Origin of the sequence: Streptomyces sp. NPDC006997 (assembly GCF_040635175.1) — a bacterium.
In the GTDB taxonomy this organism is placed as follows: Bacteria; Actinomycetota; Actinomycetes; order Streptomycetales; family Streptomycetaceae; genus Streptomyces.
This window is the reverse complement of record NZ_JBEYHH010000008.1, coordinates 223448-236300: the sequence shown is the minus strand read 5'-3', so window position 1 is coordinate 236300 and position 12853 is coordinate 223448. Positions and strand designations below refer to the sequence as shown.

The 12853-nt window shown below is 71.9% G+C and carries 12 protein-coding genes and 1 pseudogene; 3 read left to right on the top strand and 10 right to left on the bottom strand.

From position 1 onward, the window contains the following. Positions 1-392 precede the first annotated feature (392 nt). Positions 393-1400: a stage II sporulation protein M gene (locus ABZ659_RS10980; protein WP_360216306.1), complete on the bottom strand. Its 1008-nt coding sequence runs from the start codon at positions 1398-1400 to the stop codon at positions 393-395. A gap of 99 nt (positions 1401-1499) precedes the next feature. Here ABZ659_RS10980 and ABZ659_RS10975 point away from each other — a divergent pair, with 99 nt between their 5' ends. Continuing rightward, positions 1500-2447 (top strand): RDD family protein, encoded by a 948-nt coding sequence (locus ABZ659_RS10975; protein ID WP_360216303.1) that lies wholly within the window; start codon positions 1500-1502, stop codon positions 2445-2447. 4 nt (positions 2448-2451) lie between these two features. Here the strand turns inward: ABZ659_RS10975 and ABZ659_RS10970 are convergent, their stop codons facing one another. After that, on the bottom strand, positions 2452-3075 hold the full coding sequence (locus ABZ659_RS10970; RefSeq protein WP_360216300.1) for a hypothetical protein: 624 nt from the start codon (positions 3073-3075) through the stop codon (positions 2452-2454). 99 nt (positions 3076-3174) lie between these two features. Continuing rightward, positions 3175-4632, bottom strand: coding sequence for an adenosylhomocysteinase (gene ahcY / locus ABZ659_RS10965; RefSeq protein ID WP_360216297.1), 1458 nt, complete (start codon positions 4630-4632; stop codon positions 3175-3177). Positions 4633-4955: 323 nt separating this feature from the next. Between ahcY and lepB the strand changes: the two genes are divergently transcribed. Continuing rightward, positions 4956-5618 carry a signal peptidase I gene (gene lepB / locus ABZ659_RS10960; protein WP_360216294.1) on the top strand — a complete coding sequence of 221 codons (663 nt, stop codon included), beginning with the start codon at positions 4956-4958 and terminating at the stop codon, positions 5616-5618. A gap of 13 nt (positions 5619-5631) precedes the next feature. On the opposite strand, the gene ABZ659_RS10955 is transcribed toward lepB, so the two are convergent. The 7 genes and pseudogenes from ABZ659_RS10955 to ABZ659_RS10925 form a co-directional block, all read right to left on the bottom strand. After that, positions 5632-6612: a cation diffusion facilitator family transporter gene (locus ABZ659_RS10955; RefSeq protein WP_360216291.1), complete on the bottom strand. Its 981-nt coding sequence runs from the start codon at positions 6610-6612 to the stop codon at positions 5632-5634. 124 nt (positions 6613-6736) lie between these two features. Further along, entirely contained in the window at positions 6737-7888 is a 1152-nt protein-coding gene (gene manA, locus ABZ659_RS10950; RefSeq protein ID WP_360216288.1) for a mannose-6-phosphate isomerase, class I, read from the bottom strand. A 95-nt stretch (positions 7889-7983) separates the two neighbouring features. Beyond that, entirely contained in the window at positions 7984-9114 is a 1131-nt protein-coding gene (locus ABZ659_RS10945; protein WP_360216285.1) for an SIS domain-containing protein, read from the bottom strand. 64 nt (positions 9115-9178) lie between these two features. Continuing rightward, positions 9179-9361 carry a Trm112 family protein gene (locus ABZ659_RS10940; RefSeq protein WP_360216282.1) on the bottom strand — a complete coding sequence of 61 codons (183 nt, stop codon included), beginning with the start codon at positions 9359-9361 and terminating at the stop codon, positions 9179-9181. 385 nt (positions 9362-9746) lie between these two features. Next, on the bottom strand, positions 9747-11111 hold the full coding sequence (locus ABZ659_RS10935; RefSeq protein ID WP_360216279.1) for a phosphomannomutase/phosphoglucomutase: 1365 nt from the start codon (positions 11109-11111) through the stop codon (positions 9747-9749). A gap of 124 nt (positions 11112-11235) precedes the next feature. After that, positions 11236-11568: pseudogene (locus ABZ659_RS10930) on the bottom strand (L-lactate permease); the annotation flags it as partial. A gap of 102 nt (positions 11569-11670) precedes the next feature. Continuing rightward, complete coding sequence (locus tag ABZ659_RS10925) at positions 11671-12093, bottom strand: DUF3499 domain-containing protein (RefSeq protein WP_210928338.1); 423 nt, start codon at positions 12091-12093, stop codon at positions 11671-11673. A gap of 291 nt (positions 12094-12384) precedes the next feature. On the opposite strand from ABZ659_RS10925, the gene ABZ659_RS10920 reads away from it, so the two are divergent. Further along, a complete protein-coding gene (locus ABZ659_RS10920; RefSeq protein WP_360216349.1) occupies positions 12385-12834 on the top strand; it encodes a metallopeptidase family protein in 450 nt (149 codons plus the stop codon). The last annotated feature ends 19 nt before the right edge of the window (positions 12835-12853 follow it).

Below are 12853 nucleotides of genomic sequence, written 5' to 3'. Positions count from 1 at the left end.
AGTTCTCAAGGAACGGCCGCTTCCTTTGTACTCACCCTCTCGGGCTTTCCTCCGGGCGCTTCCCTTCGGTCTTGCGTTTCCGACTCTATCAGATCTTTTCTCGACCCGATTTCCTCGGCGCTTTCCAGGTGTTCGCTTTCGCGTTTCCCTTTCCGGCGGCTCCGACTTTATCAGAAGTTTTGCGCCGGTCAGACCGGCCATTCGTTCCGATTCATCGGGAGGGGGCTTCGTTGGAATCCAGATTCCCGGAAGCCGATAGGTTCTACGTGGTTGCCGGATGGGACTACATCCACTTCCAGGCAACTGTTCGAATCTACCTCCCCGCAGAGGCCGTGTCAACAGCTCCCTTGGGGCGAAGAGGAGATTAGCAGGTCACCGGCCGCCAACGCACATCAAGCCGCCACGGGCACGGTGCTGCTTCGTTCGGCTGCCGTCACGTCACCTGTCTGGCCGGTCCGGGCGGCACGGCCGCCGAGGACGAAGACGTAGGCCAGGAAGGTCAGCTCCGCCGCGACTCCGACGGTGATGCGGGCCCAGGTGGGGAGGCCGGACGGGGTGACGAAGCCCTCGATGGCGCCGGAGACGAAGAGGACCAGGGCCAGACCGATCGCCATGCCGACGGCGGCCCGGCCCTCTTCGGCCAGGGCCGTGCGTCGGGTGCGTGGCCCTGGGTCGATCACGGTCCAGCCGAGGCGTAGTCCCGTACCCGCGGCGACGAAGACGGCGGTGAGTTCCAGCAGGCCGTGTGGCAGGACCAGGCCGAGGAAGGTGTCGAGGCGGCCCGCGGAGGACATCAGGCCGAAGCCGACGCCGAGGTTGAGCATGTTCTGGAAGAGGATCCAGAGGACGGGGAGACCGAGGAAGACGCCCAGGACCAGGCAGAGCGCGGCGGCCTGGGCGTTGTTCGTCCAGACCTGGGCGGCGAAGGAAGCGGCGGGGTTGCTGGAGTAGTACGTCTCGTACTCACCGCCTGGGCGGGTCAGCTGGTGTAGCTCGCTGGGGGCCGCGATGGAGGACTGGACCTCGGGGGTGGTGCCGATCCACCAGCCGAGCAGGGCCGCGACGAGCGTGGACAGCAGTGCCGTGGGAACCCACCAGTGGCGGGAGCGGTAGACCGCTGCCGGGAAGCCGTGGGTGAGGAAGCGCGTGACGTCCCGCCAGGAGGCTCGGCGGGTTCCTGTCACCGCACTACGCGCGCGTGCCACCAGTTGGCTGAGTCGGCCGGTGAGCTGGGGGTCGGGGGCGCTGGACTGGATCAGGGACAGGTGGGTGGCGGTGCGCTGGTAGAGCGCGACGAGTTCGTCGACCTCGGAGCCGTTGAGGTGGCGCTGGCGCCGGAGCAGGGCGTCGAGGCGGTCCCACTCCGCCCGGTGGGCGGAGACGAAGACGTCGAGGTCCATCGGTGTCGCTGCTCCTCAGCTTGTCGTACTGCGGCGCGTTGGGTCCTCAGCTTGGCAGACTGGCGGTTCTCGGGGCAGGCCAGGGGAAGGACGACGGGCGTGAATGAGCTGGTGACGGGTGAGGCGGTGGCGCTTGAGCTGCGGCCCGCGAGGTTGCCCAGCAGGGCGCTGGCCGTTCTGCTCGATCTCGTGGTGGCCATGGCGGCGTACACAGCCGTGACGGTGGTGTTGGTGATGTCCACCGCGTCGCTGGACGAGGCGGCACGGTTCGCTCTGTCGATCGCGACGTTTCTGTTGGTGCTGGTGGGCGGGCCGATCGCGGTGGAGACGCTCAGCCATGGGCGGTCGCTGGGGAAGATGGCGTGCGGGCTGCGGGTGGTGCGGGACGACGGGGGGCCGATCCGGTTCCGGCACGCGCTGGTGCGTGGGGCGATCGGTGTGGTCGAGATCCTGCTGACGTTCGGGGTGATCGCCTGTATCGCCTCGTTGGTGTCGGAGCGGGGGCGGCGGCTCGGGGACGTCTTCGCGGGAACTCTCGTCGTGCGGGAGCGGGTGCCCGAGGCGCGGACCGGGTTCGTGCCTGCGCCGCCGCCCTGGCTGGCCGGGCGGTTCTCGGGGCTTGACCTGTCGGCGGTGCCGGACGGGCTGTGGCTCGCCGTGCGGCAGTACCTGACGCGGATGCAGCAGTTGGATCCGCGGGTGGGCTGGGCCATGGCGGAGCGGCTGGCGGGCGATCTCGCGGAGCGGACGGGGGCTCCGGTGCCGCCGGGTGTGCCGCCTGCCGTGTATCTGGCGGCGGTGGTGCAGGAGCGGCAGGCGCGGGAGGTGCGGCGGGCGTTCGGGGCGGCTGCGCCGCCTGCTTCGTCTGTGCCCGCTGGGGTGCCTTCCCCGGCGCCGGTGGCTCCTGTGGCGCCGACGTCCGGGGTGCCGCCGATATCACCGTCGGCTGTGCCTTCGTCCTCGTCCGGTGAGTCCGCGCCGCCCGTGGCGCGGGAGGAGGGGGAGTCGGGTGGGCGGCCCGGGACGGGGTTCGCTCCGCCCGCGTAGGGCGTCAGGGGGTCTCGGGGAAGGTCGACGGTGGGGTCTCCAGGTGTTCCAGCTCGATGCCGGGGGCCGCGAGCACCACGTCGCCGGCGATGTGGACAGTGTGCTGTTCGCCGGTGTCCAGGGCTGTGACCTGGTATTCGTCGACGGTCAGGGGGCCGTTGTCAGTGGCGTGTGCTTCTCTGTTCAGCAGGGCCCAGGACTGGTCGACGGTGCGGGGGGCCAGGACGGGGTCCGTGAAGGCGACCAGGCGGACGCGGGTGGCGGCGCTGGAGGCGGTGAGGCGTAGGAGGCGGGTGGTGGCGACGAGGAAGGCGGGGGATGTGCCGGTGAAGGCGTGGGCTGGGGTGTTGCCTTCCGTGGCGTGAGCGCCGGTGGGGTCGGTGCGGACCCAGGTGACGCCGTCCAGGGCGGCGCCGCGTACCTGCCAGCTGGCGGCGTGGAGTTCGAGGCGGATGGGGCGGCCGAGTTCGTCGAGGGCGAGGTCGACGGAGCCGTGGTGGTCGCCTGTGGGGGTGGTCAGCTGGGAGACGTAGCGCCAGCCGGAGGGGCCGGGGGCGCACTGGAAGTGTTCTTCAGCGAGGGGGGTGTGGTCGTGCGGATCGTGGAGCGAATAGCGGCCGCGGGGCATGGGGGTCCTGGCTTCTGAGGTGCTGGGTCCAAAGGGACAGGCCCCCGGCACCGGGGTGCGGGGGGCCTGCCTCGGAGGGACTTCGGAGGGGCTGTCGGCTCAGTAGCGGTAGTGGTCCGACTTGTACGGGCCCTCGACCTGCACGCCGATGTACTCGGCCTGGTCCGGGCGGAGGGTGGTCAGCTTGACGCCGAGGGCGTCGAGGTGGAGGCGGGCCACCTTCTCGTCGAGGTGCTTGGGCAGCACGTAGACGCCGGTCGGGTAGGCGTCGGGCTTGGTGAACAGCTCGATCTGGGCCAGGGTCTGGTCCGCGAAGGAGTTGGACATCACGAACGACGGGTGGCCGGTGGCGTTGCCCAGGTTGAGCAGGCGGCCCTCGGACAGCACGATGATCTTCTTGCCGTCCGGGAAGGTCCAGGTGTGGACCTGGGGCTTGACCTCGTCCTTGACGATGCCGGGGGTCTTCGCCAGGCCCGCCATGTCGATCTCGTTGTCGAAGTGGCCGATGTTGCCCACGATCGCCTGGTGCTTCATCTTGGCCATGTCGCTGGCCATGATGATGTCCTTGTTGCCGGTCGTGGTGACGAAGATGTCGGCCTTGTCGACGACCTCGTCGAGGGTCGTGACCTGGTAGCCGTCCATCGCGGCCTGGAGGGCGCAGATCGGGTCGATCTCGGTGATGATCACCCGGGCGCCCTGGCCGCGGAGGGACTCCGCGCAGCCCTTGCCGACGTCGCCGTAGCCGCAGACGACGGCGGTCTTGCCGCCGATGAGGGTGTCGGTGGCGCGGTTGATGCCGTCGATGAGGGAGTGCCGGCAGCCGTACTTGTTGTCGAACTTCGACTTGGTGACGGCGTCGTTGACGTTGATCGCCGGGAACAGGAGGGTGCCGTCGCGCTGCATCTCGTACAGGCGGTGGACGCCGGTGGTGGTCTCCTCGGTGACGCCGCGGATCTCGGACGCCAGCTGGGTCCACTTCTGCGAGCCGTCCGTGATGGTGCGGTGCAGGAGTTCGAGGATGACGCGGTGCTCGTCGGACTCGGCGGTGTCGACGGAGGGGACCTTGCCGTCCTTCTCGTACTCGACGCCCTTGTGGACGAGGAGGGTGGCGTCGCCGCCGTCGTCGAGGATCATGTTCGGGCCGCCGGTGGGGCTGTCCGGCCAGGTGAGGGCCTGCTCCGTGCACCACCAGTACTCCTCCAGGGTCTCGCCCTTCCAGGCGAAGACGGGGATGCCCTGGGGGTTGTCGGGGGTGCCGTCGGGGCCGACGGCGATCGCGGCGGCGGCGTGGTCCTGGGTGGAGAAGATGTTGCAGGAGGCCCAGCGGACCTGGGCGCCGAGGGCGACCAGGGTCTCGATGAGGACGGCGGTCTGCACGGTCATGTGCAGGGAGCCGGTGACGCGGGCGCCGGCCAGGGGCTGGGTCTCGGCGTACTCCTTGCGGATCGCCATCAGGCCGGGCATCTCGTGCTCGGCGAGGGTGATCTCCTTGCGGCCGAAGTCGGCCAGGGAAAGGTCGGCGACCTTGAAGTCCTGTCGGTTGTCGACAGTCGTCATGACGAGCTGCTCCTCGGGGTTGGGGCGAGGTGGGTACGGCCGGTCTGCGCGGCGGCAGGCACAGGGTGCCCGAAGAGGACACAGGGATGCCCGCGTACGCGCAGCACAGTCCGTCGGAGGCCCTCTCTCCCTCGGCCGGTCCGCGGTGGGACCGCCCGACCGCCATCAGCAGCGACGTCTGGCTCTGCTCCAAGCTACACCGGTCGGCCCGGCGGCCCCCAGTCCCTCTTGGAACGGATCGAGCGAATCGAGCCGGACACGAGGTGCGGTGACCGCTAGCCTCTGGTCGCGGAATTGATCTTCGGTGGGGAGGGGACGTCGTGGTGGGCGAGGCGCGTGGGCCGCTCGTCGCGGGGTGGGTGACCGTGCTGGTGGGTGTGGTGATGCTGGTGGGGTCGCTGGTGTTCCTGCGGGTGGGGTACGGGCTGGTCACTGTGCAGGGCGACAGCATGGCGCCGACGTACGAGGCCGGGGACCGGGTCGTCTATGAGCGGGTCGGCGCGGGTGAGGTGCGGCGGGGGGATGTGGTGCTGGTCTCGGCGCCGGACCGGTACGGGTACGGGGGCAGCGTCGTCCGGCGGGTGGTCGCGGTGGGCGGTGACCGGGTCGCGTGTTGTGCGGGAGGGGCTGAGCGGATCGTCGTCAACGGCGAGCCGGTGGTGGAGCCGTATGTCCGTGCGGGTGTGGGGGACGGGATGGGGCGGCCGTATGACGTGGTGGTGCCTGAGGGGCGGCTGTTCCTGCTGGGTGATCACCGGGCGCTGGCGCGGGACTCGCGGGCCTTCCTCGACGATCGCCGGGGGACCCTGGCGGCGGAGGCCGTGCGGGGGCGGGTGACCGGGGGGCGCGGGGCGGTGGTCCTGCTGGGGGTGGTGGCGCTGGTGGGAATGGTGGTGGCCGTGGTGGGGCTGGTCGTGGTGCTTGCCGGGCGGGCCAAGCGGCGGCGGCCCGCCCAGTTCACGGAGTTGTGGCCCACGTATCAGTGAGCCGTGGAGTGGGTCAGTGGTCGGCGGGGTGCGGGGTGGGGCCGCCGGGGGTGGCCTCGGGGTCGGGGCCCTTGGCGGCTTCGGCCTCGCTGTAGATGTCGGGTTCGAGGTAGATGACGCGGGCGATGGGGACGGCCTCGCGGATGCGGGACTCGGCGGCGTCGATGGCGGTGGCGATCTCTGCGGCGGTGTCGTCGTGCTGGACGGCGACCTTGGCGGCGACGAGCAGTTCGTCGGGGCCGAGGTGGAGGGTGCGCATGTGGATGACGCGGGTGACGGTGTCGCCGTCGACGGCGGCGGCCTCGATCTTCCTGACCTGGTCGGCGCCCGCGGCCTCGCCCAGCAGGAGGGACTTGGTCTCGACGGCGAGGACGAGCGCGATGACGATGAGCAGGATGCCGATGCAGAGGGTGCCGATGCCGTCCCAGACGCCGTCGCCCGTGGCGAGGGCGAGGCCGACGCCGCCGAGCGCGAGGATCAGGCCGACGAGCGCGCCGAGGTCCTCCAGCAGGACGACGGGCAGTTCGGGTGCCTTGGCGTGGCGGACGAAGTCGGTCCAGGACTCCTTGCCGCGGATCTGGTTGGACTCCTTGATGGCGGTGCGGAAGGAGAAGCCCTCGGCGATGATCGCGAAGATCAGGACGCCCACCGGCCAGTACCAGTGCTCCAGTTCGTGCGGGTGCTTGATCTTCTCGTAGCCCTCGTAGATGGCGAACATGCCGCCGACGGAGAAGAGGACGATGGAGACGAGGAAGGCGTAGATGTAGCGCTCGCGGCCGTAGCCGAAGGGGTGTTGGGGGGTGGCCTCGCGTTCGGCGCGCTTGCCTCCGACGAGCAGCAGGGCCTGGTTGCCGGAGTCGGCGAGGGAGTGCACCGATTCGGCGAGCATCGACGACGAGCCGCTGAACAGGAACGCCACGAACTTCGATGCCGCGATGGCGAGGTTGGCGGCGAGTGCCGCCACGATCGCCTTGGTGCCGCCTGACGCGCTCATGTGTGCGTGGTGTCCCTTCGTCCGTGCGCCGTTCCGGGTGGTTGCCCGGTCTCCGGGCCCTGTCGGTGCGTCATTGTTGCAGCCCTGTCAGGCGCCGGGGTGCCAGGGCGGGGCCGTCGCGGTGTCAGGCGATGACGGTGGCCCGGAAGAGCGTGCCGGTGCCGGACGCCTCGGTGGGCTCCCCCGCCGGGACGAAGACCGACCGGCCCGGGGTCAGCTCGTGTCCGCCGGTGCGTACGGTACCGGCGGTGCAGAGCAGGATCTGCGGGGTCGGGCGGGTCAGGTCGTGGGGGGCGCCGCCGGGCGGGAGGACGTACCGGGAGAGCCGGAACTCGTCGATGGGGGTCTCGTAGACCTCTTCGTCGTCGGGGGACGCCTCCGGGCGGAGGACTCCGGGGTCGCTGGGTTCGAAGCGGACGACGCGCAGGAGTTCGGGGACGTCGACGTGTTTGGGCGTGAGGCCGCAGCGCAGGACGTTGTCGGAGTTGGCCATGATCTCGACGCCGAGGCCGTTCAGGTAGGCGTGCGGGATGCCCGCGCCGAGGTAGAGGGCCTCGCCGGGCTGGAGGCGGACGTGGTTGAGGAGCATCGCGGCGATGACGCCGGGGTCGCCCGGGTAGTGGTGGGCGAGGTCGGCGTAGGGGGCGTAGGCGCCGCCGAGGCGGGTGCAGGCGGTGGTGGTCTCGGTGACGGTGCGGGCGATGTCGTCGCGGTCGGCGCTGAGGACGGCGGTGAGGACCTCGCGCAGGGCGGCGTCCTCGGGGTGGGCGCGCAGCAGGTCGACGTAGGGCTTGAGGGAGTCGACGCCGAGGCCGTCGAGGAGGTCGGCGGTCTCGGCCGGGGCGCGGAAGCCGCAGAGGCCGTCGAACTCGGTGAGGGCGCAGATCAGTTCGGGCTTGTGGTTGGCGTCCTTGTAGTTGCGGTGCGGGGCGTCCAGGGGGATGCCGCGGCGCTCCTCGTCGTCGTAGCCCTGCTTCGCCTGGGTCAGGTCCGGGTGCACCTGGAGGGAGAGGGGGGCGCCGGCGGCGAGGAGCTTGAGGAGGAAGGGCAGGCGGGGGCCGAACCTGGCCACGGCGGCGGTGCCGAGTTCCTGTTCGGGGGCGGTCGCGATGACGTCGGCGAGGGTGCCGCGGGGGGTGCGGGAGGGTGCGCCGGGGTGGGCGCCCATCCACATCTCCGCCTGTGGTTCGCCGGTCGGTTCGGTGCCGAGGAGGGCGGGGATGGCGGTGGTGGAACCCCAGGCGTAGGGGCGGACGGTGTTGTCGAGGAGGTCCATCGGATCTTTCTGCCGGTCGTGGTGCGTGCGGCGCGGGGCGGTGCCGCGTACGGGGGTCAGGGCGCCCGGTGTGCTCCGCGCGTCCTGGGGTCAGGTCAGGCCCTGGAGGCGAGCGCCAGGTAAACGGCGGCGAAATCGGTGATGGCGATCAGTTCGGCGAGGGTTTCCAGCTCGGCGCCGGGTTCCGGTTCGATCTCGCTGATCGGTGTGTCGTGGCTGAGGGCGAGGTCGCGGGCGGAGGGGGCGGCGGTGAGGCCGCCGATGGGGCGGTCGCGGAGCAGTACCACGCGCGCGTGCAGGGCGGGTGGTTCCTCGACGCGGTCCCGGAAGAAGTCGTCGGGGTCGGCGCTGGCGGCCAGGGGGCCGGCCAGCAGGGTGCTGTGCGCGGCGAGTGCCTCGGGTAGTTCGGCGACGGCCGAGGGGATGCCGGAGAGTTCGGCGAGGGCGGCGGCGAAACGGCGGCCCGCGGGGCCGGCGGAGGTGCCTTCGGTCCAGATCACCGGGAGCGCGTCGGCCAGTTCGGCGGCGAGGGTCTTGGCGGGGTTGCTGTAGGTCGCGATGGCGGGTCCGCAGCGTTCGGCGACCTGGTCGAGGCGGTCGGCGACCTTCTGGAGGCCGTCGGTGGGGGCGGTGATCAGGCCGATGCGGTCCAGCAGGGCGAGCAGGGGGGTGAGCAGCGCCCAGAGCACGCCGGGGGCGGAGGCGGCGAGGGGTTCCTCGCGCTCGTCGTAGGGGGCGGTGGCGAGGGGGACGAACATGCCGTGGGCGCCTGCTACCGCTTCGCTGAGCGGGGTGCCGGTGGGGGCGACGGCGACGACGGTGCAGCCGCGGCGGTACGCCTGGTCGGCGAGGAGGCCGAGGCCGGGTTCGGTGCCGTCGGGGGTGGCGATGAGGAGGAGGTCCACGGAGCCGGTCCAGCCGGGGAGTTCCCAGCGCAGGGCGCCCGCGGCGGGGGCGACGCCGGTGGGGGCGAGGCGGGTGACGGGGCTGCCCGCGCCCGCGAGGGTGCCGAGGAGGTCGGCGGCGCAGGTGGCGGCGGCGCCGGGGCCGGCGATGAGGATGGCGCGGGGGCGGCCGTCGGGTTTGAGGTCGGCCATCCCGGCCTCGGCGGCGTAGCGGGCGGCGGTGCGGACGCGGGCGCCCGCTTCGGCGGCGCCGCGCAGGAGGCCGCGGTGGTCGGCGTCCGCGAGTGCCTCGGGGGTGTCGAGGAGTGCTTCGTCGAGCATGGGCGGCATCCTCCGGTCGCCGGGGGTGGTGCGGGAGGGGCGTGCGTGTGGTGCGCGGCCGGGGTCAGGCGGGGCGGCGGGCCTCGTCGACGAGGAGGACGGGGATGCCGTCGCGGACGGGGTACGCCAGGCCGCAGTCCTGTCCGGTGCAGAGCAGCTCGGTTTCCTGCTCCTTGTCCTGCTCCTTGAGGGGGGCGTGGCAGGCCGGGCAGGCGAGGATCTCCAGGAGGCCGGCTTCGAGCGGCATGGTGGGTCCCTTCGGGGCGGGGTTCTTCGTGGATGTGCCTGGTCAGGGTACCGCCGGTGGGGTGGGGGGTGTGGAGGGTCCGGCGATGCGGCCTGGTGCCGCGAGGCGCCCGGCGAGGCCGTTGGCGGCGGGTGGGTCGCGTAGCCCGGCGCTGCGGGGTGCTTCCGTCGAGCTCTTCGCACAGGGGCTACCCCCAGCGCCCACCCTCCCCCGAGCTCTCGGCTTCGCTTGAGCAGGGGGAACCCCCAGCGGCACGACGGCCCGCAGCTGAGCCAGGCGGGGCTGTCCGCAGCTGGGGCGGGTGGGGACGGTGTGGCCGCGCCGCGGCGGGGGCGGGGCCGCGTGAGCGTGCCCCCGCCGCGGCGCGGTCAAGGGTCCGGGCGGGTCAGGAGCGGATCAAGGTGAGGGCCTCGTCGCGGATCCGGGTCATGGTGGGTTCGTCGCGGGCTTCCGCGTTGAGGCGGAGGAGGGGTTCCGTGTTGGAGGGGCGGACGTTGAACCACCAGTCGGCGGCGGTGACGGTGAGGCCGTCGAGTTCGTCGAGGGTGACGCCGTCGCGGCCCTGGTAGGCGGCCTTGAGGGCGGCGAGGCGGGCCTGCTGGTCGTCGACGGTGGAGTTGATCTCGCCGGAGCCGACGTAGCGGTCGTACTGGGCGACGAGGCCGGAGAGGGGGCCGTCCTGGCCGCCGAGGGCCGCGAGGACGTGCAGGGCGGCCAACATGCCGGTGTCGGCGTTCCAGAAGTCCTTGAAGTAGTAGTGGGCGGAGTGCTCGCCGCCGAAGATCGCGCCGGTGCGGGCCATCTCGGCCTTGATGAAGGAGTGGCCGACGCGGGTGCGGACGGGTGTGCCGCCGTTCTCCCTGACGACCTCCGGCACGGACCAGGAGGTGATCAGGTTGTGGATGACGGTGCCCTTGCCGCCGTACCGGGCGAGTTCCCGGGCGGCGACCAGGGCGGTGATCGCGGACGGGGAGACGGGGCCGCCGTTCTCGTCGACGACGAAGCAGCGGTCGGCGTCGCCGTCGAAGGCGATGCCGAGGTCGGCGCCCTCCTCGCGGACCCGCTTCTGCAGGTCGACGATGTTGGCGGGGTCGAGGGGGTTGGCCTCGTGGTTGGGGAAGGTGCCGTCCAGCTCGAAGTACATCGGTACGAGGGTCAGGGGCAGGCCCGCGAAGACGGTGGGGACCGTGTGGCCGCCCATGCCGTTGCCCGCGTCGACGACGACCTTCAGGGGGCGGATGGAGGTCAGGTCGACGAGGGAGCGGAGGTGGGCCGCGTAGTCGTTCAACGAGTCGCGCTGGGTGATCGTTCCCGGGGTGGCGGCGGGTGCCGGGGCGCCCGTCTCGCGCCACTGCTCGACCAGTTCGCGGATGTCGGCGAGGCCGGTGTCCTGGCCGACGGGGGCGGCACCGGCGCGGCACATCTTGATGCCGTTGTACTGGGCGGGGTTGTGCGAGGCGGTGAACATGGCGCCCGGCAGGTCCAGCGCGCCCGACGCGTAGTACAGCTGGTCGGTGGAGCACAGGCCGATCTCGGTGACGTCGACGCCGCGGGCCGCCGCGCCGCGTGCGAAGGCGCGGGCCAGGCCGGGTGACGAGGGGCGCATGTCGTGCCCGGTCACGATCGCGCTCGCGCCGGTCACCTGGACGAAGGCGGCACCGAACAGCTCCGCGAGGGTCTCGTCCCACTGGTCGGGGACCACCCCGCGTACGTCGTACGCTTTCACGATCTGTGACAGATCAGCAGCCACGGCCAACCCTCCTGGAGGTCCTATCGGTCACCCCAAACTACCCGCACCCGCCGACAACGGGCCGCGCGGACCCCGGCGGTGGCGCGGGTTCAGGGCAGCATCCACTCCAGGACCGGCGGACTCTGGCGGCGGCGAGGAGTTCGGGGGAGAGTCCCGACTCGCGGGCGGCGGTGACCTGGAGGGCGCCGAAGAGGGCGTTGGCGGAGGTGTCCGAGCCGGAGACGGCGACGCCGAACCAGCCGAGGACGGGTGAGAGGAAGGCGAGCCCGGTGCCCGCGGCGGCGACGAAGTGGCCGATGGTGGCGGCCTGTCCGGAGAGGTTCATGACGTAGGCGAGGGCGGGGACGGACGTCACGGTGAGGATCGCGAAGCGCGGTTCACGCACGGTCGCGGCCCACTCGCGGACCGCCACGCGGGCGTGGACCCCCAGGACGGCGGCCGTGCAGACGCCCGCGAAGTGATGTCTCACGGGTGACGAAATGGTCGTGTTCGCGACAACGGCGCGTCAATGGTCGTGCAGCACACGACGGAATCAGGAGCGGAACCCGGACTACCGGCGTCAGTTGTCAGGAGAGCGCAGGACCCGCAGGTGGCCGCGGCGCGCGACCTCCATCGGATCCGCCGAGCGACCGCCGCCGCCCGCCTGCGCCGCGCGCTCCTGGGGGCGGGCCGCCTCGCGCACCGCGTTGGCGAGGGCCTCCAGGTCGTCCCCGCTGGGGCGGGCCGGGGCCGAACCGTCGAGGAGCCGGACGACCTCCCAGCCGCGCGGGGCGGTGAGGCGCTCGGAGTGCTCGGCGCACAGGTCGTAGCAGTGGGGTTCGGCGTAGGTGGCGAGCGGGCCGAGGACCGCGGTCGAGTCGGCGTAGACGTACGTCAGCGTCGCGACGGCGGGTCGGCCGCAGGCGGTTCGCGAACAGCGACGTACAGGGCTCACGACGTTGGACGGTACCGCACTCTTGAGCGGGCCGCGACGACTCTCCACCAGGTCACCCCACCGTGTCGTGATGTGAAACGCCCCACACGTTCCCTCCGTTCTACCCCACTGACCTGCGCGGACATGCACGTCCGAGACCTCGAACCTGACCGGGACCGGTCATCAGTCGCCACAAACCGCAGCAATAGCCCCGAGGCCGGCCCTCCCGGAGACGTGCCGGAGCCCCTCGGAGCGTCCGCGGAGCCATGGGATCAAGCCCCACCTTGGCCGGAACGGGCGTCCCACGACATGCCGGCAGGGCGCCGGACGGCGGCCCGTTCGGCATACCCTGCACCAGTGATGGACAACCGAGTACCGCCCCGCGCCGCCGGCCCCGGGCCCCGTCGTCGTGACCGTCACGGCCGGGGTATGCGCGGCCCGATCGCGCCGCCGCAGGTGCCGCTGGCCGCGAGCCGCGCCGACGCGTTCGCGGACCTGGTGCAGGACTCCGTGGAGCGGCTGGAGCGGCGGTGGCCGCAGCTCGCCGACATCGACTTCCTGGTGCTGGAGGTCCCCGCCCTGGACGGGGCAGGGCGGGGGTGGAGCGACGAGACGGTGCCCCTCGGCGGCACGGTGGCCGCCCGCGAGGGGCGCCCCGCGCGGGTGGTGGTCTACCGGCGGCCGGTGGAGATCCGTACCAAGGGGCGGGACGAGCGGGCGGCGCTGGTCCACGAGGTCGTGGTGGAGCAGGTGGCGGAGCTGCTGGGGCTGACTCCGGAGACGGTCGATCCCCGGTACGGGGAGGACTGAGCCTCCTGCCCGTCCTGCC

Excerpts from the sequence above, each read along its gene's own strand:
- ABZ659_RS10980 (WP_360216306.1), bottom strand. The coding sequence starts at position 1,400 with ATGGACCTCGACGTCTTCGTCTCCGCCCACCGGGCGGAGTGGGACCGC.
- ABZ659_RS10970 (WP_360216300.1), bottom strand. The coding sequence starts at position 3,075 with ATGCCCCGCGGCCGCTATTCGCTCCACGATCCGCACGACCACACCCCC.
- ahcY (WP_360216297.1), bottom strand. The coding sequence starts at position 4,632 with ATGACGACTGTCGACAACCGACAGGACTTCAAGGTCGCCGACCTTTCC.
- ABZ659_RS10955 (WP_360216291.1), bottom strand. The coding sequence starts at position 6,612 with ATGAGCGCGTCAGGCGGCACCAAGGCGATCGTGGCGGCACTCGCCGCC.
- manA (WP_360216288.1), bottom strand. The coding sequence starts at position 7,888 with ATGGACCTCCTCGACAACACCGTCCGCCCCTACGCCTGGGGTTCCACC.
- ABZ659_RS10945 (WP_360216285.1), bottom strand. The coding sequence starts at position 9,114 with ATGCTCGACGAAGCACTCCTCGACACCCCCGAGGCACTCGCGGACGCC.
- ABZ659_RS10940 (WP_360216282.1), bottom strand. The coding sequence starts at position 9,361 with ATGCCGCTCGAAGCCGGCCTCCTGGAGATCCTCGCCTGCCCGGCCTGC.
- ABZ659_RS10920 (WP_360216349.1), top strand. The coding sequence starts at position 12,385 with ATGGACAACCGAGTACCGCCCCGCGCCGCCGGCCCCGGGCCCCGTCGT.